Consider the following 17,719-nt stretch of genomic DNA (forward strand, 5'->3'; position numbering starts at 1 on the left):
CCGGACCGGCGTCCCGCCGCGGCATGGACACGAATGTGGGGCCCGCCGGTCCGCTCCGGGCGGACGGGCAGGCCCCACATACCGGTGTGCCGGTTCAGTCCTTGATCTCGCAGATCGTCGCGCCCGAGGTCAGCGAGGCGCCGACCTCCGCGGTCAGCCCCTTGACGGTGCCGGAGCGGTGGGCGTTCAGCGGCTGCTCCATCTTCATGGCCTCGAGGACGACGATGAGGTCGCCCTCGGTGACCTCCTGGCCCTCCTCGACCGCGACCTTGACGATCGTGCCCTGCATGGGCGAGGTGAGCGTGTCGCCGGAGGCGGCCGACGTGGACTTCTTGGCCGCGCGGCGCTTGGGCTTCGCGCCGGCGGCGAGGCCGGTGCGTGCCAGCGTCATGCCGAGCGACGAGGGGAGGGAGACCTCCAGGCGCTTGCCGCCGACCTCGACCACGATCGTCTCGCGGCCGGCCTCGTCCTCCTCGGCCTCCGCGGGGACGGCGAACGGCTTGATCTCGTTGACGAACTCGGTCTCGATCCAGCGGGTGTGGACCCGGAAGGGGTCCGCGGTGAACGCCGGGTCGGCCACGACCGCGCGGTGGAACGGAATGGCGGTGGCCATGCCCTCCACCTCGAACTCCGCGAGCGCGCGGGCAGCACGCTGCAGGGCCTGCTCACGGCTGGCGCCGGTGACGATCAGCTTGGCGAGCAGGGAGTCCCAGGCGGGGCCGATGACGCTGCCGGACTCGACGCCCGCGTCGAGGCGGACGCCGGGGCCGGTGGGCGGGCGGAAGCTGGTGACGGTGCCGGGCGCGGGCAGGAAGCCCCGGCCGGGGTCCTCGCCGTTGATGCGGAACTCGAAGGAGTGGCCGCGCACGGCCGGGTCGCCGTAGCCGAGCTCCTCGCCGTCGGCGATGCGGAACATCTCGCGCACCAGGTCGATGCCGGTGACTTCTTCGGTGACCGGGTGCTCGACCTGGAGACGGGTGTTGACCTCCAGGAAGGAGATCGTGCCGTCGAGGCCGACCAGGAACTCGACGGTGCCGGCGCCGGCGTAACCGGCCTCCTTGAGGATGGCCTTGGACGCGCGGTACAGCTCGGCGTTCTGCTCGTCCGTCAGGAACGGCGCCGGGGCCTCCTCCACCAGCTTCTGGTGGCGGCGCTGGAGCGAGCAGTCACGGGTGGACACGACGACGACGTTGCCGTGCTTGTCCGCCAGGCACTGGGTCTCGACGTGACGCGGCTTGTCGAGGTAGCGCTCGACGAAGCACTCGCCGCGTCCGAAGGCGGCGACGGCCTCGCGGACGGCGGAGTCGTAGAGCTCGGGGACCTCTTCCAGCGTGCGGGCGACCTTCAGACCGCGGCCGCCACCGCCGAACGCGGCCTTGATGGCGATCGGCAGCCCGTGCTCCTGCGCGAACGCGACGACCTCGTCGGCCCCGGAGACCGGGTCGGGCGTGCCCGCGACGAGCGGGGCGCCGGCGCGCTGGGCGATGTGCCTCGCTGCGACCTTGTCGCCGAGGTCGCGGATGGCCTGCGGCGGCGGGCCGATCCAGGTCAGGCCCGCGTCGATGACGGCCTGGGCGAACTCCGCGTTCTCGGACAGGAAGCCGTAGCCGGGGTGGACGGCGTCCGCTCCCGAATCGGCCGCGGCCTGGAGCACCTTGGCCATGTCCAGATAACTGGCGGCCGGGGTGTCACCGCCCAGGGCGAACGCTTCGTCGGCTGCGCGGACGTGCAGAGCGTCCCGGTCCGGATCGGCGTAGACGGCTACGGATCCGATCCCGGCGTCCCGGCAGGCACGGGCAACGCGGACAGCGATTTCGCCACGGTTGGCGATGAGCACCTTGCGCACGATGGCTCCCTCCTTGAAACAAGCTGAGTTTAGGGACTGCCGACACGGCCTTTCGACCCGTCCCCAATGGTGAGCTTGCCCACACGGAGCGTGATTCGAGGCTCGCTCGATCGCGAAAATCCCTTGTCGCACCACGGTACGACGGGTTCCTCCCTCGCACAGTAGCCCTCCGGTGTGGTCAAGGTCTCTGTTCGGGTGGCCAGCGGCCGAATGGGTTTCTTTGTCGAGTCCCTACGAATGGCCCAATCATTCTTTGCCGCGTGACGGAGCGTGTCGCCCCTCTTGTCCCTGCGTTTACCGGTCAGTAGCCTCGCGCTGTCGTACGTACGTCCGGTAACTGAGGGTTGGGGGCGCCGTGGTGCGCAGACCGGTGGCCGTCGTGGCTGCGATCGTCCTGTGGGTGGAGGCCGTCGGCATCGTCGTGCTCAACGGGATCATGGCCCGGTTCGTCGACGCGCAGAGCATGTCGCTGGACGGCCTGGACCCGGACGCCATGGTGGCCGGCACGTGGGGGATGGGGATCGGCTCCGGACTCTTCCTCGCGCTGTGCGGCGTCCTGTTGCTGGCGACCGGCGTACGCGACCGGGCGCCGGGCCGCTTCGCCCGCATCGTGCTGATCGGCTGCGCGGTGGTGCACGGGGTGCTGGGCGCGCTCACGGTGGGCCTGGTCGGGTGGCCGGCGTTCGCGTACATGATGGTCGTGCTCGGCCTGCTGGTGCTGTCGCTGATCGCGTACGGCAAGGAGGACGGGCCCGGACGCGAGGCGGCCCCGTCCGAGGCCGCGCCCGCGTGACGGTCAGACCCAGAGGTCGGTGATCGAGATCCCCAACTTGCCCAGCAGCGACCGCAGCAGGGGCAGCGACAGGCCGATCACATTGCCCGGGTCGCCGTCGACGCCCTCGATGAAGGGGGCCGAGCGGCCGTCGAGGGTGAATGCGCCCGCCACGTGAAGAGGTTCGCCGGAGGCGACGTACGCGGCGATCTCGGCGTCCGTCGGGTCGCCGAACCGGACCAGGGTGGACGCGGTGGCGGAGGCGTACCGCTTGGCCGACGTGTCGTACACGCAGTGCCCCGTCTGCAGGACGCCCACCCGGCCGCGCATGCTCTTCCAGCGGGCGGTGGCCTCCTCGGCGTCGGCGGGCTTGCCCAGGGCCTGCTTGTCGAGCTCCAGGACGGAGTCGCAGCCGATCACCAGCGCGCCGAAGACCTCGGGCCGGGCGGCCACATGGGCGGCCTTGGCCTCGGCGAGGGCGAGGGCGAGCTCGGCGGGGGTCGGCGCGGTGATCTTGTTCTCGTCGACGCCGCTGACGATCACCTCGGGAGCGAGTCCGGCCTGCCGCAGCAGTCCGAGACGGGCGGGCGAGGCGGAGGCGAGCACGACACGGCGGCGATCAGCAGTCATGCACACATCGTAGGGCGATCGGGGGTGATCGCCCGCGAGTCCGGGTGCAATCCTCCTGGGCACTCGGGGTCCGGGGGCGAGTGCGCCGCGGCACCGGAGTGCGCGGAGCCCCTACCGGATGCCCGCCACGAGCATCCCCACGACCATGGCCAGCGCCAGCAGCACTCCCGCGCGGCGGAGCATCGCTTGCATGTCGCGCAGTTCCTTCGGCGGCTCGTTCTTCGGGTCGGACCAGAGCATGCCTTCGATCCTGCGGGCGGGAGCGGCCCTGGCGCCTGAGTACGCGTACTCAACCGTTCTTGGCGTGTCGGCCGTTACCGGCCCGGATCGCTTTCTTTCGGACCGGGCCCACGGAAAGAGCCGGGCCCCCGCGACGCGGGCCCGGCGCCTTCCGTTCGGGGCCTCAGACGGGCCAGTAGCTGCGCGCCCACGACCGCGGGCCGGGCATCGGCCTGCGGGTGCGCGCGATCCGCGCCGGGTCCGACCAGCCCTCGGGCACCGGCGCCGGCGCCCCGGCCGCGGCCTGCGCGGTGGCCGCGGCCCGGGCCTGGACCACCGCCAGTGCGGCGGCCAGCTCCTCCGGGGTGGGGTTTCCGCGTACGACCTTGATCATCTCGGGGGCCTCCTAGAGGGGGATGTTGCCGTGCTTCTTCGGCGGCAGGCTCTCCCGCTTGGTGCGCAGCTGGCGCAGGCCCTTCACGATCTGCGCCCGCGTCTCCGACGGCATGATCACCGCGTCGATGTAGCCGCGCTCGGCCGCCGTGTACGGGTTCAGCAGCGTGTCCTCGTACTCCTGGATCAGCCGGGCCCGGGTGGCCTCCTGTTCCTCGGCGGCCGCGATCGTGCGGCGGTGCAGGATGTTCACCGCGCCCTGCGCGCCCATGACCGCGATCTGCGCGGTGGGCCAGGCCAGGTTCAGGTCGGCGCCCAGGTGCTTGGAGCCCATGACGTCGTACGCGCCGCCGAACGCCTTGCGCGTGATGACGGTGATGAGCGGGACGGTCGCCTCGGCGTACGCGTAGATCAGCTTCGCGCCGCGCCGGATGATGCCGCCGTACTCCTGGTCCACGCCCGGCAGGAAGCCCGGCACGTCCACGAAGGTCAGCACCGGCACGTTGAACGCGTCGCAGGTGCGCACGAAACGGGCCGCCTTCTCCGAGGCGTTGATGTCGAGGCAGCCGGCGAACTGCATCGGCTGGTTGGCCACGATGCCGACCGGGAAGCCCTCCACCCGCCCGAAGCCGGTGACGATGTTCGGCGCGAACAGCGCCTGCGTCTCCAGGAACTCGCCCTCGTCCAGCACGTGCTCGATCACCGTGTGGATGTCGTACGGCTGGTTCGCCGAGTCCGGGATGAGCGTGTCCAGTTCCCGGTCCTCGTCGCTGACCGCCGTGTCGGAGGTCTCGGGGAACGCCGGGGGCTCGGAGAGGTTGTTGGACGGCAGGTACGACAGCAACTGCTTGACGTACTCGATCGCGTCCTTCTCGTCGCCCGACATGTGGTGCGCCACGCCGGACGTGGTGTTGTGGGTGCGCGCGCCGCCGAGCTCCTCGAAGCCGACGTCCTCGCCGGTGACCGTCTTGATGACGTCGGGGCCGGTGATGAACATGTGCGAGGTCTGGTCCACCATCACCGTGAAGTCGGTGATCGCGGGGGAGTAGACGGCACCGCCCGCGCACGGGCCGACGACCAGCGAGATCTGCGGGATGACGCCCGATGCATGGGTGTTGCGGCGGAAGATCTCGCCGTACATGCCGAGCGCGCTGACGCCTTCCTGGATGCGCGCGCCGCCCGAGTCGTTGATGCCGATGACCGGGCAGCCGGTCTTCAGCGCGAAGTCCATCACCTTGATGATCTTCTGGCCGAAGACCTCGCCGAGGGCGCCGCCGAAGACGGTGAAGTCCTGCGAGAAGACGGCCACGGGCCGGCCGTCGACCGTGCCGTAACCGGTGACGACGCCGTCGCCGTACGGGCGGGTCTTCTCCAGACCGAAATTGGTCGAGCGGTGGCGCGCGAACTCGTCCAGCTCGACGAACGAGTCCTCGTCCAGCAGCAGAGCGATCCGCTCGCGGGCGGTCAACTTGCCCTTCGCGTGCTGCTTTTCCACGGCGCGCGCGGAGCCGGCGTGCGTCGCCTCGTCGATACGGCGCTGGAGGTCCGCGATCTTTCCCGCGGTGGTGTGGCTGGTCGGATCGTGAGAAAGGGCGATCTGTTCCGGCTCGGACATCGGGATGCGGCTCCCTGGCTGGTCACGGGGACGGTAACGGAAGTCGATGAGTGTGTTCCGTTGCTACTGACTCGTAGCGTATCGGCGCGGATACCGTTCGGCAGTGCGGCGTTTACCACACCTAACCTGGCTTGCATGACGCCAGACAATGCGCCTGACGGCGCGCCCGCAAGCCGCTGGTCCGACCTCGACCGGCCCCCACTCAACGTCCCCGCGCTGCGCCGTGGCCTGCTGGTCCCCGGCTCCCTGTGGACCTCACTGGACGTGGTCGCGGCCACCGGCTCGACAAACTCCGACCTCGCGGCGCGCGCCGCGTCGCTGCCGGAGGGCGCGGTGCTGGTCGCCGAGGAGCAGACGGCGGGCCGCGGGCGCCTGGACCGCACCTGGAGCGCGCCGGCGCGCTCGGGCCTGTTCTTCTCCGTACTCCTGCGGCCCGGCCAGGGCGTGCCCCCCGAGAGCTGGGGCTGGCTGCCGCTGCTCGCCGGAGTCGCCGCCGCGACCGGCCTCGCCCGGGCCGCGGGCACCGACATGTCCCTCAAATGGCCCAACGACCTGCTGGTCACCGTCGGTGGCGAGGAGCGCAAGACCGGCGGCATCCTCGCCGAGCGTGCCGGGGACGACGCCGTGGTCCTCGGCATGGGCATCAACGTGACGCTGCGCGCCGACGAACTGCCCGTCCCCACCGCGGGCTCCCTCGCACTCGCGAACGCGGTGTCCACCGACCGCGACCCGCTGCTGCGGGCCGTGCTGCGTTCGCTGGAGCACTGGTACGGCGAGTGGCGCGCGGCGGGCGGCGACCCCGCCGCGTCCGGGGTCCAGGAGGCGTACGCGGCGGGTTGCGCGACCCTCGGGCGCACGGTGCGCGCGGACCTGCCCGGCGGGCGCTCGGTGACCGGGGAGGCCGTGGCCGTGGACGGGCAGGGCCGGGTGGTGCTGGTGGCGGCCGGGGACGGCGAGCGGATCGCGGTGAGCGCGGGCGACATCGTGCATCTGCGGGCAGCGGACTGAGCGGCCGCCGCGGTGGCCCGTGCGGGCGCGGCGGCAGCCCGGCGGCGGCTCGCCGGAGGTCCCGCAGCGGCTCGGCGGAGTGTCCGCGTCCGCGAATCGGGTCCGTCGCCGGGACGTGAGCTGGGGCACACCTGCCGTATCGTTGAGGCGATCGAGCGACAGATCGGCAGGGCAGTGCGCAGGGAACGGGCAGGAGGCGGGTGGTGACCGTCGACGACACCACTTCCGGCGCGGGCGATCGGGGCCCCGGCTCCGGTGCGGGCTCCGGCTCCGGGTCGGTGCATCCGACACCGCACCACGAGGTCGACCACACGGCGGAGCCGACCGACGACCCGCTGGCCATCCGCCTGGAGCAGCTCATCCTCGGCGCGGAGCGGCGCTACACCGCCTTCCAGGCGGCCCGGACCGCGGGCGTCTCCATGGACCTGGCCTCCCGCTTCTGGCGGGCGATGGGCTTCGCCGACATCGGCCAGGCCAAGGCGCTCACCGAGGCCGACGTACTGGCCCTGCGACGGCTCGCCGGTCTGGTCGAGGCGGGCCTGCTGAGCGAGCCGATGGCCGTGCAGGTGGCCCGGTCGACCGGGCAGACCACCGCCCGGCTGGCGGAATGGCAGATCGACTCCTTCCTGGAGGGGCTGACGGAGCCGCCCGAGCCCGGCATGACCCGCACGGAGGTCACGTACCCGCTGGTCGAGCTGCTTCTGCCCGAGCTGGAGGAGTTCCTCGTCTACGTCTGGCGGCGGCAGCTCGCCGCGGCGACCGGCCGGGTCGTGCAGGCCGCCGACGACGAGGAGATGGTCGACCGCCGTCTCGCCGTCGGCTTCGCGGACCTCGTGGGCTTCACCCGGCTGACGCGCCGCCTGGAGGAGGAGGAACTGGGCGAGCTCGTCGAGTCCTTCGAGACGACCTGCGCGGACCTGGTCGCGGCGCACGGCGGCCGCCTCATCAAGACCCTCGGCGACGAGGTCCTGTACGCGGCGGACGAGGCCCGCACGGCGGCGGAGATCGCGCTCCGGCTGATCGACGCGATGACCCAGGACGAGACGATGCCGGCGCTGCGGGTGGGCATCGCGTTCGGGACGGTGACGACGCGGATGGGCGACGTGTTCGGTACGACAGTGAACCTGGCGAGCCGGCTGACGTCGATAGCGCCGAAGGACGCGGTGCTGGTGGACGGCGCGTTCGCGGAGGAGCTGATCAGGACGGGCGACGCGCCGCGGTCGGAGGCGGAGGCGGCGGCGGCGGAGAAGGAGAGCGACGAGCCCCTTCCTTACCGCTACGGCCTCCAGCCGATGTGGCAACGCCCGGTGCGCGGCCTGGGCGTCGTGGAACCCTGGCTCCTCTCCCGCCGCCCCACACCCTGACGCTCGGGCGCGTGGCCTCCGGGGCGGTCGGCCCTGGTCGGGCGCGGGGTGCGCTTGGGGCTCGGCCCCGGAGTGCGCCCGCTTCGCGGGGTGCCCTTTGGGCTCGGCCACGTGTGCGGAGCGCTTCGCGACCCACCGGGGCGCGTGTCGGTGTTGGGGCTCGGCCCCGTGGTGCGCCCGCTTCGAGGCGCGGGCCGGCGACTCCGGAGGCGCCTGCGGGCGGCCCGCTCTTGGCGTGACCGGCCCTCCGGGCGCGGGTACGCGCCCCTGCGCGGCGAAGCCGCAACCTGCACGCCCCCGTGGGCAGGGGGTCGGAGGGCGTTAGGCTGCGCGCAGTGAACCATCGTTAACCGGGAGGGTGGCTGTCATGTCGGAGTTCGAGCAGCGCTTCGGGGAGTTCGTCGTCGTCCGCACGCACGAGCAGGGGCACGTCGCCGAGCTCGTGCTCGACCGGCCCAAGGCCATGAACGCCGTGTCCACCGACATGGCCCGTTCCATCGGCGTCGCCTGCGACGCGCTCGCCGCTGACCGGGACGTGCGCGTCACCGTGCTGACCTCCAGCAACGACCGCGCCTTCTGCGTCGGCGCCGACCTCAAGGAGCGCAACTCCTTCTCCGACGCCGACCTCGTGCGCCAGCGGCCCACCGCCCGCGGGGCGTACACCGGCGTGCTGGAGCTGCCCATGCCCACCGTCGCCGCCGTGCACGGCTTCGCCCTCGGCGGCGGGTTCGAACTCGCGCTCTCCTGTGACGTGATCGTCGCCGACGACACCGCCGTGGTGGGCCTGCCCGAGGTCTCCGTCGGCGTCATCCCCGGCGGCGGCGGGACCCAGTTGCTGCCCCGCCGGGTCGGGGCCGCGCGCGCCGCCGAGCTGGTGTTCACCGCGCGGCGCGTGGCGGCGGCCGAGGCAAGGGAGTTGGGGCTCGTCGACGTGCTCGCGGAGGACGCCCGCACCGAGGCCCTCGCGCTCGCGGCCCGGATCGCGGTCAACTCGCCCGTGGGCCTGCGCAACGCCAAGAAGGCCATGCGGCTCGGGCAGGGGCTCGACCTGCGCGCGGGGCTCGAGGTCGAGGACGCGGCCTGGCGGGCGACGGCCTTCTCCGGCGACCGAGCCGAGGGCGTCGCCGCGTTCAACGAGAAGCGGAAGCCCGCCTGGCCCGGCGAGTGACCCGCGTCAAGGGATCAAATCGGCCGAAACCTCCCTAAGCTGGGGAGATGGCTGAGGATCAGCGGTTGCGGGCCGTGGTGGCACTGGCGCAGGCGATGGCGGCTGCCCACACACCGCGTGAGTCCTGGCGGGCGGCGGCCCTGGGCGCCTGCGTCGCGCTGGACGGCACCTTCGCCGCGATCTCCGTGTGGGAGCGCGAGCAGGGACGGCTCAAGGTGCTGGTCAACGCCGGGCAACGGGCCGAGGGCGAGGAGGAGTTCCCGGAGTCGGAGACGTATCCGGTGAACTGCTTTCCGGAGATCACCGAGTTCCTGCACGAGCAGTGGGCGGGTGGCGGAGAGCCCGGCGCCTGGGTGGAGACGGCCGAGGGGCCGGCCACCGACGGGCATGGCTACTGCCACCAGAGGGTCGCCGCGCTGCGCCGGCGCCGGCGCGGCTGCTGCGTCGTGGCCCCGATCGTGCTGCACGGCCGGGCCTGGGGCGAGCTGTACGTGGCGCGGCCGCTCGGCGTGCCCGTATTCGACCGGGAGGATGCCGACTTCGCCACCGTGCTCGCCTCGGTCGTGGCCGCGGGCATCGCGCAGACCGAGCGGCTGGAGGAGGTGCGCAGGCTCGCGTTCACCGACCCGCTGACCGGCCTCGCCAACCGCCGAGCCGTGGACACCCGCCTGGACGAGGCGCTGGAGCGGCACCGCAAGGACGACTCGGTGGTGAGCCTCGTGGTGTGCGACCTCAACGGCCTCAAGCAGGTCAACGACACCCTCGGGCACGCCGTCGGCGACCGTCTGCTGGAGCGCTTCGGCTCGGTGCTCTCGCGGTGCGGCGCGATGCTGCCGGGTGCGCTCGCGGCGCGCCTGGGCGGTGACGAGTTCTGTCTGGTCAGCGTGGGCCCCTCCGCCGACGAGGTGATCAAGGCCGCCGACGAACTGTGCACGAGAGCGGGCGAGTTGGAGCTGGGGGCGGGGGTCGCGTGCGGGGTCGCGTCCACCGGCGACCCGATCGGCCAGGTCCGCTCGGGCCGGCGGCTGTTCCGGCTGGCGGACGCCGCCCAGTACCGGGCGAAGGCGGCCCGGTCGCCCCGGCCCGTGGTCGCCGGCCGGGACGGCGCCGTCATGCGGCTCGCCGACAGCCCGCCGCGCTTCCCGCAGGACCGCCGCCGCTTCCGCGACGCCCGCCCGGAGGAGCGCGCCGAGGCGCAGGAGCCCTGGAGCGAGCCGTGAGGCGGTAAGGGGCGCATCGCGGCCGACTGGTGACGGGCGGTCCGGAGCCGACTGGTGACAGGTTGGGATTCAGTCCGTAGGGTGCTGAATATGGATATGCAAACTGTCGTGGTGGGGACGTCCGGTACCACCGCCGATGACGTCGTCGCCGTGGCCCGCGACGGCGCCCGCGTCGAGCTCTCCGCCGAAGCCCGCACCGCCCTCGCCGAGGCCCGCTCCATCGTGGACGCCCTGGCCGCCAAGCCCGAGCCCGTCTACGGGGTCTCCACCGGATTCGGCGCCCTCGCCACCCGGCACATCAGCCCCGAGCTCCGTGCCCAGCTCCAGCGCAACATCGTCCGCTCGCACGCCGCCGGCATGGGCCCGCGCGTCGAGCGCGAGGTCGTGCGCGCCCTGATGTTCCTGCGCCTCAAGACCGTGTGCTCGGGGTACACCGGCGTACGCCCCGAGGTCGCGCAGACCATGGCCGACGTGCTGAACGCGGGCATCACGCCCGTCGTCCACGAGTACGGCTCCCTCGGCTGCTCCGGCGACCTCGCGCCGCTGTCCCACTGCGCGCTCACCCTCATGGGCGAGGGCGACGCGGAGGGCCCCGACGGCACCGTGCGGCCCGCCGGCGAGCTGCTCGCCGAGCACGGCATCGAGCCCGTCGAGCTGCGCGAGAAGGAGGGCCTCGCCCTCCTCAACGGCACCGACGGCATGCTCGGCATGCTGATCATGGCCCTCGCCGACCTCGGCCGCCTCTACAAGTCGGCCGACATCACCGCCGCGCTGACCCTGGAGGCGCTGCTCGGCACCGAGAAGGTCCTCGCGCCCGAGCTGCACACCGTCCGCCCGCACCCCGGCCAGGGCGCCGCCGCGGCCAACATGCTCGCCGTCCTCAAGGGCTCGGGCCTCACCGGCCACTTCCAGGAGGAGGAGGCGCCCCGCGTCCAGGACGCGTACTCGGTGCGCTGCGCCCCGCAGGTCGCCGGCGCCGGCCGCGACACCATGGCGCACGCCCGCCTGGTCGCCGACCGCGAGCTCGCCTCCGCCGTCGACAATCCCATCGTGCTGCGCGACGGCCGGGTGGAGTCCAACGGCAACTTCCACGGCGCGCCCGTCGCCTACGTCCTGGACTTCCTCGCCGTCGCCGTCGCCGACCTCGGCTCGATCTCCGAGCGCCGCACCGACCGGCTTCTGGACAAGAACCGCTCGCACGGCCTGCCGCCGTTCCTCGCCGACGACGCCGGCGTCGACTCGGGCCTGATGATCGCCCAGTACACCCAGGCCGCCCTGGTCAGCGAGATGAAGCGGCTCGCCGTTCCGGCCTCCGCCGACTCCATCCCGTCCTCCGCCATGCAGGAGGACCACGTCTCCATGGGCTGGTCCGCCGCCCGCAAGCTGCGCACCGCCGTCGGCAACCTGGCGCGCGTCATCGCCGTCGAGCTGTACGCGGCGACCCGCGCCATCGAGCTGCGCCGCCACCTGACCCCGGCCCCCGCCTCGCAGGCCGCCATCGCCGCCCTGCGTGCGGCCGGTGTCGAAGGCCCCGGCCCGGACCGCTTCCTCGCGCCCGACCTGGACGCCGCGGAGGCGTTCGTACGGGACGGGAAGCTCGTCGCGGCCGTGGAGCCGGTGACCGGCCCGCTGGCCTGACACCCGCGCGCAAGGGCCGCCCCGCCGTTCGCGGCGGGGCGGCCTCGCGGCGCGTCAGGTGGGCGTCAGACGGCGTACTCGCCGTGCCGGCGCACGGAGTACGCCACGAAGCCGGCACCGACGGCCAGGAAGGCGGTCCCGCCGATCACATACGGGGTGGTGTCCACGCTGCCGGTCTCCGCGAGCCGCAACTCCTGCGCGCCCGGCCCCGCGTCGGCCGCCGAGCCGATGCCGGAGTGCTGCGCGCCCTGTCTCTCGGCAGTGGCGTTCGCCGAGGGGACGAACCACAGCGCACACAGCAGGGTCCCTGCGGCAGTGGCGGTGAGCAACGGTCGACGTGCGACGGACACGGACTCGATCCCCCTTGAGGCATCCTCGAATTGGCCGGGTGACCTGATGCTAGTGAAAGCAGCGGGTCCCGGGAAAGCCGGGAGTCCGGGCACCCTACGCTCCGCTCCATGACGACTTCTGAGACATCACGGTTTGTGCGGCTGCGGGTGGAACTGGTGCTGGAGATCGAGGACTCCGAGGCCCTGACCGGCGCGGCGCTGGAGCGCATCGCCGCCGACGAGTTCATGCCGGACGAGGAGCGCACCCACGCGCAGTCCGCGGTGCGCGAGGACGCGGCGGAGGCCCTCGCGTACCTCGTCGACCCCTTCGACCTGGTCACCGAGGTGCCCGGGGTGGAGCTGGCGCAGGCGTCCTGGAGCAGCGAGCCGGTCGACTACGACCCCGAGGCGCAGGAGTGGGACCTCGACGACGACCTCGACGGTTTCCACGGCGACGACGAGGATGGCGAGGACGACGAGCCGGACCGGGACGAGCGGAGGTAGGAGCGGGCGGGGCCCGGGACGGCCGGCGTGTGCGGGGGCGGACCCGGCGAGGGGGATGATGGGAGGGGGACGGACGCCCGCCGTGGCACGCGCGGCGGCCGGCTCTCCGTGAGAGACGACATGCTTCGGGTCCCGGTCCGCCGGGCAGGCGCACCGGGACCCGGAAATTTCCGCAGCGAATCATGGGGAACGGTGCAACCGTCGGGACGCGAGCAGCGTCGATCACTTCGGTGAGTTGGGTGTCGGGGGTCACGCCACCAGGCAGTGGTTTTTCCCACATCCCTTGCGGATGGGGAACCGGATGCCCCGAAATGGGGTTGTCCATGGGAGAGGGTCAGGGGAATCGGCAACGATGGAGAAGCGTGTGATCACGGACGGCAAGCGGCGCAAGGGCCTGATGGCCGCATCCGCGGTGCTCGGCGGCGTGCTGGTGCTTTCCGCATGCAATGACGGGGGCGGGGACAAGGGCGCGGTCAGCGCCGACAGCTCGAAGGCGTCGCAGGCCGAGGTCGACGAGGCGGCGGCCAAGGAGGTCTCCAAGGCCCGAATAGAGATCTCGCCGAAGAACGGCTCGACGAACGCCAGCATCAACAACGCCGCCAAGGTCACCGTCAGCGACGGCACCCTGACCGAGGTCACCATGACCACGGCGGACGGCGCGGCCGTCCAGGGCACCCTCTCCTCCGACGGCAAGAGCTGGAAACCCGACGTCCAGCTGCAGCGCTCCACGACGTACAAGATCGCCGCGACGGCCAAGGACGCCGAGGGCCTGGAGGCCCACGAGAACGCGTCCTTCACCACCGTCTCGCCGGCGAACAGCTTCATCGGGAACTTCACACCCGAGGACGGCTCCACCGTCGGCGTCGGCATGCCGGTCTCGATCAACTTCAACAAGCCGATCACCGACCGCAAGGCCGTCCAGTCCGGCATCACCGTCACGTCCAGCAGCGGCCAGGAGGTCGTCGGGCACTGGTTCAACAGCCAGCGCCTGGACTTCCGCCCCGAGCAGTACTGGGCCGAGGGCTCGACCGTCACCATGAAGCTCGCGCTGGACGGCGTCGAGGGCTCCGACGGCGTCTACGGCGTCCAGCAGAAGACCGTCACGTTCACGATCGGCCGCAACCAGGTCTCCATCGTCGACGCGGCGGCCAAGACCATGACGGTCACGCAGGACGGCAAGACGGTCAAGACCATCCCGATCTCCGCCGGCTCCCCGGAGACCCCGACCTACAACGGTCAGATGGTGATCTCCGAGAAGTTCAAGGAGACCCGGATGAACGGCGCCACCGTCGGCTTCACCGACGACGACGGCAAGGGCGAGTACGACATCAAGGACGTCCCGCACGCCATGCGGCTGTCCACGTCGGGCACGTTCATCCACGGCAACTACTGGGGCGCCGACTCCGTCTTCGGCAACGCCAACACCAGCCACGGCTGCGTCGGCCTCAACGACGTCAAGGGTGCGAACGACCCCAAGCAGCCCGGCGCCTGGTTCTACAACAACTCGATCATCGGCGACGTCGTGATCGTGAAGAACTCCAAGGACACCACCATCAAGCCGGACAACGGCCTGAACGGCTGGAACATGGACTGGGCACAGTGGAAGGCCAGCTCCGCCGTCTGACCCACGCCCTGTAGGACCACCAGCGAAGCGGCGGCGCCCGGAGACCGGGGGCCGCCGCTTCGTCGTGCGGAGCCGGGGCCGGAGCCAGCCACTTCCGTGCACGGAGCCGGAGCCGGCCCCGAGTCGGCGCTTCCGTGGGCGGAGCCACCCCCAGGCCCCGGCCCGGCGGCGCAAATTCGCCTGCGGCGGCCCGCTGCGACCCGTAGCGTCCACCGGATGACCGTCATACGCCTGCCCGTTGCACCCGCCGACCGCTCCGTCGACGCCTGGCACGAGGTCGTACGGGCCGCCCATACGCACGACCTGCCCGCCACCGTGCCCCCGCCCGGCCGGGTCGAGAGCGCGGGCAAGCTCCGCCATCCGACGCCCCGCAACCGCGCCGTCCACCTCGCCGCCGTCGCCGACGACGGCTCGTACGACGGCGTGGCCACGCTCGTACTGTTCGACGACGACGCCAACCGGCACACCGCCTTCCTCGACGTCCTCGCCGTGCACCCGCACGCCAGGGACCGGGGCACCGGCGCCGCGCTGTGGGCGGCCGCCCGCGCGGAACTCACGGGGGACGGGCGGACCTCGGTGTCGACCGTCGTCGAACGCGGCGGCCGGGGCGAGGCGTTCGCCCGCGGCCTCGGCTTCGAGAACGTGCTCCCGCTCGCCTGGTACGTGCAGAACGTCTCCGACGCGCTCGCCGCCCGCCCCGCGGAGCCGGCCCTGCCCGGCGGGTACGCCTGTGCGCACTGGACCGGCGTGGTGCCCGACACGCTGGCCGACGCCTTGGCCGAGGCCCACGACGCCATGCGGGACGCGCCCAGCGGGGACATGGACCTGGCCCCCCGCGCCTGGGACGCGGCGCGCGTGCGCGCGTCGGCCCGGGTCGTGGAGGACCGCGGCGGCGTCATCCTGACGTCGGCGGTCCTCCACCGGGCGAACGGAGCCGAGACCGTCGCCGCCTACACCGAGCTCGTCCTGCGCGATCCCGCCGACACCAGGGCGCTCCAGTACGACACCGTCGTCGTCCCCGCCCACCGCGGGCGCGGCCTCGGCACCGCCGTCAAGCGCCACATGATGGGCGTCGTCGCCGCGGCGTGCCCCGGCGTGCGGGAGATCGGCACGACCGTCGCCGACGACAACGGGCCGATGCTGGCCGTCAACGAACGCCTCGGCTACCGGCGCGAGCGGACGGCCGGGTACTTCCAGACCACGCTCCAGGGCTGACGCGGCTCACCGCGCGTCCGCGTCCACCACCTCGTCCACGCCCCAGCCGGCCAGCAGCCGCAACGACTCCTCCGAGCGGCTGCCCGGCTCGGCGTGGTACGTGACCAGCGACAGGTCGTGGTCGTCGGGGAACCTCAGCGTCTCGTACGCCACCGTCAACTCGCCCACCAGCGGATGGTGCAGCCGCTTGACGCCGTGGCCCTTGTCCTGCACCGTGTGCGCCGCCCACAGCGAGCGGAACTCCTCGCTCTTCACCGACAGTTCGCCCACCAGCGCCGACAGCCGCGGATCGTCCGGGTAGCACCCCGCGCACAGCCGCAGCACACTCACCACCTCGGTCGCCTTGCACTGCCAGTCGACGTACAGCGAGCGGGCGTTCGGATCGAGGAAGATCAGCCGGGCCATGTTGCGCTCCTCCGGCGCCATCGCCGCGAAGTCGCCCAGCAGCGCGCGGGCCATGCGGTTCCACCCCAGGATGTCCAGCCGCCGCCCGAGGAACAGCGCGGGCACCGTCTCCATCGCGTCGATCAGCTGCTGGAGCTGGGGCCGCAGCTTCTGCGGCCGGGCCGCGGCCGCCCGCTTCTTCTTCGCCTTCGGCTTCGCCAGGTGAGTCAGATGCGCGTGCTCCGTGTCCGTCAGGCGCAGCGCACGCGCGATCGCGTCCAGCACCTCCGTGGACACGTTCTGCCCGTTGCCCTGCTCCAGGCGCGTGTAGTACGCGACGGACACCCCGGCCAGCTGTGCCAGCTCCTCGCGGCGCAGTCCCGGCACCCGCCGGTGACGCCCGAAGTCGGGCAGCCCGACGTCCTCCGGCTTCAGCCGGGCCCGCCGGGACCGGAGGAATTCGCTGAGTTCGGCACGCTGGTCCATACATCAAGTATTCAGGGTCGCGCGGCGGTGCGGCCGTACGGTCCTGACCCTGCCAGTAGTAGGCACAGCGGACGTAGGCACAACAGGGGGCTGGGTGGCCCGTTCCGGATCGGACAGGCTGCTGTGCCATGACCACGAACGTTTCCGCCGTACCCGCCTACGCCGCTCCCGCAGCGGGCGCGCCCCTGGAGCGCACGACCATCCCCCGCCGCCCCGTCGGCGAGCACGACGTCCTGATCGAGATCAAGTACGCCGGCATCTGCCACTCCGACATCCACCAGGCCCACGACGGCTGGGGCCAGGGCATCTACCCCATGGTCCCCGGCCACGAGATCGCCGGCGTGGTCACCGAGGTGGGACCCGGCGTCACCAGGTTCGCGGTGGGCGACCGCGTCGGCGTCGGCTGCTTCGTCGACTCCTGCCGCGAGTGCGTGTACTGCCGGCAGGGCCTGGAGCAGTACTGCACCCAGGGCGGGACCGCCACGTACAACGCGCTCGACAAGAACGGGGAGCCCACCTACGGCGGCTACTCCACGCACATCGTCGTCGACGAGAACTACACCGTCCGCATCCCCGAGGGGCTGTCCCTCGACGAGGCCGCGCCGCTGCTGTGCGCCGGCATCACCCTGTACTCGCCGCTGCGCCACTGGAACGCCGGCCCCGGCAAGAAGGTCGCCATCGTCGGACTCGGCGGCCTCGGCCACATGGGCGTCAAGATCGCGCACGCCCTCGGCGCCGAGGTGACCGTGCTGTCCCAGACGCTGCGCAAGAAGGACGACGGCCTCGCGCTGGGCGCCGACCACTACTACGCCACCAGCGACGACGCGACGTTCGAGGCGCTCGCCGGCACCTTCGACCTGATCGTGTCGACCGTGTCCGCGCCGCTGCCCTTCGACGAGTACCTGAGCCTGCTGAAGACCGACGGCGCGCTCGTCAACGTCGGCGCCCCCGAGGAACCGGTCTCCCTCAACCTGTTCTCCGTCATCGGCGGCCGCAAGACTCTCGCGGGCTCCATGATCGGCGGCATCCGCGAGACGCAGGAGATGCTCGACTTCTGCGCCGAGCACGGCTTCGGCGCGGAGATCGAGCTGATCCGGGCCGACCAGATCAACGAGGCGTACGAGCGGGTGCTCGCGAGCGACGTCCGCTACCGCTTCGTGATCGACACGGCGACGATCTGACACACGCGGGCCGGCGCCCGGTGCCCGGTGCCGGCGGTCACCCCACGGGGGACCGCCGGGCACCGCCGTTCCGGGCAGGGCCCCGGGCCCTAACCAGCGGCCTCGCACCGTCGGGGTGACCGC

General features: G+C 72.3%; 17 protein-coding genes. 10 read left to right on the top strand and 7 right to left on the bottom strand.

Annotated elements, in window-relative coordinates:
- Nucleotides 1-94 precede the first annotated feature (94 nt).
- Nucleotides 95-1,846, bottom strand: coding sequence for an acetyl/propionyl/methylcrotonyl-CoA carboxylase subunit alpha (locus ACLB9X_RS25260; protein WP_410362680.1), 1,752 nt, complete (start codon nucleotides 1,844-1,846; stop codon nucleotides 95-97).
- Between the two features lie 379 nt (nucleotides 1,847-2,225).
- Between ACLB9X_RS25260 and ACLB9X_RS25265 the strand changes: the two genes are divergently transcribed.
- A complete protein-coding gene (locus ACLB9X_RS25265) occupies nucleotides 2,226-2,639 on the top strand; it encodes a hypothetical protein (RefSeq protein WP_410362681.1) in 414 nt (137 codons plus the stop codon).
- A gap of 3 nt (nucleotides 2,640-2,642) precedes the next feature.
- On the opposite strand, the gene ACLB9X_RS25270 is transcribed toward ACLB9X_RS25265, so the two are convergent.
- The 4 genes from ACLB9X_RS25270 to ACLB9X_RS25285 form a co-directional block, all read right to left on the bottom strand.
- Nucleotides 2,643-3,248, bottom strand: a complete 606-nt coding sequence (locus ACLB9X_RS25270) for a nucleoside triphosphate pyrophosphatase (protein WP_410362682.1) — start codon at nucleotides 3,246-3,248, stop codon at nucleotides 2,643-2,645.
- A gap of 111 nt (nucleotides 3,249-3,359) precedes the next feature.
- Entirely contained in the window at nucleotides 3,360-3,488 is a 129-nt protein-coding gene (gene mmpB, locus ACLB9X_RS25275) for a morphogenic membrane protein MmpB (protein WP_410362683.1), read from the bottom strand.
- Between the two features lie 163 nt (nucleotides 3,489-3,651).
- On the bottom strand, nucleotides 3,652-3,861 hold the full coding sequence (locus tag ACLB9X_RS25280; RefSeq protein WP_410362684.1) for an acyl-CoA carboxylase epsilon subunit: 210 nt from the start codon (nucleotides 3,859-3,861) through the stop codon (nucleotides 3,652-3,654).
- 12 nt (nucleotides 3,862-3,873) lie between these two features.
- On the bottom strand, nucleotides 3,874-5,475 hold the full coding sequence (locus tag ACLB9X_RS25285; RefSeq protein WP_410362685.1) for an acyl-CoA carboxylase subunit beta: 1,602 nt from the start codon (nucleotides 5,473-5,475) through the stop codon (nucleotides 3,874-3,876).
- A 135-nt stretch (nucleotides 5,476-5,610) separates the two neighbouring features.
- On the opposite strand from ACLB9X_RS25285, the gene ACLB9X_RS25290 reads away from it, so the two are divergent.
- The 5 genes from ACLB9X_RS25290 (at nucleotide 5,611) to hutH (ending at nucleotide 11,873) form a co-directional block, all read left to right on the top strand.
- A complete protein-coding gene (locus ACLB9X_RS25290; RefSeq protein ID WP_410362686.1) occupies nucleotides 5,611-6,483 on the top strand; it encodes a biotin--[acetyl-CoA-carboxylase] ligase in 873 nt (290 codons plus the stop codon).
- Nucleotides 6,484-6,686: 203 nt separating this feature from the next.
- The gene (locus ACLB9X_RS25295; protein WP_410362687.1) at nucleotides 6,687-7,847 is read left to right on the top strand and encodes an adenylate/guanylate cyclase domain-containing protein; all 1,161 of its coding nucleotides are present in this window, start codon (nucleotides 6,687-6,689) and stop codon (nucleotides 7,845-7,847) included.
- A 367-nt stretch (nucleotides 7,848-8,214) separates the two neighbouring features.
- Nucleotides 8,215-9,015, top strand: a complete 801-nt coding sequence (locus ACLB9X_RS25300) for an enoyl-CoA hydratase/isomerase family protein (RefSeq protein WP_410362688.1) — start codon at nucleotides 8,215-8,217, stop codon at nucleotides 9,013-9,015.
- A 47-nt stretch (nucleotides 9,016-9,062) separates the two neighbouring features.
- Nucleotides 9,063-10,235 (top strand): diguanylate cyclase domain-containing protein, encoded by a 1,173-nt coding sequence (locus ACLB9X_RS25305; protein ID WP_410362689.1) that lies wholly within the window; start codon nucleotides 9,063-9,065, stop codon nucleotides 10,233-10,235.
- 96 nt (nucleotides 10,236-10,331) lie between these two features.
- The gene (gene hutH, locus ACLB9X_RS25310; RefSeq protein ID WP_410362793.1) at nucleotides 10,332-11,873 is read left to right on the top strand and encodes a histidine ammonia-lyase; all 1,542 of its coding nucleotides are present in this window, start codon (nucleotides 10,332-10,334) and stop codon (nucleotides 11,871-11,873) included.
- 65 nt (nucleotides 11,874-11,938) lie between these two features.
- On the opposite strand, the gene ACLB9X_RS25315 is transcribed toward hutH, so the two are convergent.
- Nucleotides 11,939-12,223, bottom strand: a complete 285-nt coding sequence (locus ACLB9X_RS25315; protein ID WP_410362690.1) for an LAETG motif-containing sortase-dependent surface protein — start codon at nucleotides 12,221-12,223, stop codon at nucleotides 11,939-11,941.
- 108 nt (nucleotides 12,224-12,331) lie between these two features.
- On the opposite strand from ACLB9X_RS25315, the gene ACLB9X_RS25320 reads away from it, so the two are divergent.
- The 3 genes from ACLB9X_RS25320 (at nucleotide 12,332) to ACLB9X_RS25330 (ending at nucleotide 15,545) form a co-directional block, all read left to right on the top strand.
- On the top strand, nucleotides 12,332-12,706 hold the full coding sequence (locus tag ACLB9X_RS25320) for a hypothetical protein (RefSeq protein WP_410362691.1): 375 nt from the start codon (nucleotides 12,332-12,334) through the stop codon (nucleotides 12,704-12,706).
- A gap of 352 nt (nucleotides 12,707-13,058) precedes the next feature.
- Nucleotides 13,059-14,330, top strand: coding sequence for an Ig-like domain-containing protein (locus tag ACLB9X_RS25325; RefSeq protein WP_410362692.1), 1,272 nt, complete (start codon nucleotides 13,059-13,061; stop codon nucleotides 14,328-14,330).
- 216 nt (nucleotides 14,331-14,546) lie between these two features.
- Nucleotides 14,547-15,545: a GNAT family N-acetyltransferase gene (locus tag ACLB9X_RS25330; protein WP_410362693.1), complete on the top strand. Its 999-nt coding sequence runs from the start codon at nucleotides 14,547-14,549 to the stop codon at nucleotides 15,543-15,545.
- Between the two features lie 6 nt (nucleotides 15,546-15,551).
- On the opposite strand, the gene ACLB9X_RS25335 is transcribed toward ACLB9X_RS25330, so the two are convergent.
- A complete protein-coding gene (locus ACLB9X_RS25335; RefSeq protein ID WP_410362694.1) occupies nucleotides 15,552-16,415 on the bottom strand; it encodes a helix-turn-helix transcriptional regulator in 864 nt (287 codons plus the stop codon).
- 128 nt (nucleotides 16,416-16,543) lie between these two features.
- Here ACLB9X_RS25335 and ACLB9X_RS25340 point away from each other — a divergent pair, with 128 nt between their 5' ends.
- Nucleotides 16,544-17,596 carry an NAD(P)-dependent alcohol dehydrogenase gene (locus ACLB9X_RS25340; protein WP_410362695.1) on the top strand — a complete coding sequence of 351 codons (1,053 nt, stop codon included), beginning with the start codon at nucleotides 16,544-16,546 and terminating at the stop codon, nucleotides 17,594-17,596.
- Nucleotides 17,597-17,719: the final 123 nt, after the last annotated feature.

Source organism: Streptomyces sp. 5K101 (genome assembly GCF_046506645.1).
GTDB lineage: Bacteria > Actinomycetota > Actinomycetes > Streptomycetales > Streptomycetaceae > Streptomyces.

Excerpts from the sequence above, each read along its gene's own strand:
- mmpB (WP_410362683.1), bottom strand. The coding sequence starts at position 3,488 with ATGCTCTGGTCCGACCCGAAGAACGAGCCGCCGAAGGAACTGCGCGAC.
- ACLB9X_RS25270 (WP_410362682.1), bottom strand. The coding sequence starts at position 3,248 with ATGACTGCTGATCGCCGCCGTGTCGTGCTCGCCTCCGCCTCGCCCGCC.
- ACLB9X_RS25335 (WP_410362694.1), bottom strand. The coding sequence starts at position 16,415 with ATGGACCAGCGTGCCGAACTCAGCGAATTCCTCCGGTCCCGGCGGGCC.
- ACLB9X_RS25320 (WP_410362691.1), top strand. The coding sequence starts at position 12,332 with ATGACGACTTCTGAGACATCACGGTTTGTGCGGCTGCGGGTGGAACTG.
- ACLB9X_RS25330 (WP_410362693.1), top strand. The coding sequence starts at position 14,547 with ATGACCGTCATACGCCTGCCCGTTGCACCCGCCGACCGCTCCGTCGAC.
- ACLB9X_RS25285 (WP_410362685.1), bottom strand. The coding sequence starts at position 5,475 with ATGTCCGAGCCGGAACAGATCGCCCTTTCTCACGATCCGACCAGCCAC.
- hutH (WP_410362793.1), top strand. The coding sequence starts at position 10,332 with ATGCAAACTGTCGTGGTGGGGACGTCCGGTACCACCGCCGATGACGTC.
- ACLB9X_RS25300 (WP_410362688.1), top strand. The coding sequence starts at position 8,215 with ATGTCGGAGTTCGAGCAGCGCTTCGGGGAGTTCGTCGTCGTCCGCACG.
- ACLB9X_RS25280 (WP_410362684.1), bottom strand. The coding sequence starts at position 3,861 with ATGATCAAGGTCGTACGCGGAAACCCCACCCCGGAGGAGCTGGCCGCC.
- ACLB9X_RS25325 (WP_410362692.1), top strand. The coding sequence starts at position 13,059 with ATGGAGAAGCGTGTGATCACGGACGGCAAGCGGCGCAAGGGCCTGATG.
- ACLB9X_RS25305 (WP_410362689.1), top strand. The coding sequence starts at position 9,063 with ATGGCTGAGGATCAGCGGTTGCGGGCCGTGGTGGCACTGGCGCAGGCG.
- ACLB9X_RS25340 (WP_410362695.1), top strand. The coding sequence starts at position 16,544 with ATGACCACGAACGTTTCCGCCGTACCCGCCTACGCCGCTCCCGCAGCG.
- ACLB9X_RS25290 (WP_410362686.1), top strand. The coding sequence starts at position 5,611 with ATGACGCCAGACAATGCGCCTGACGGCGCGCCCGCAAGCCGCTGGTCC.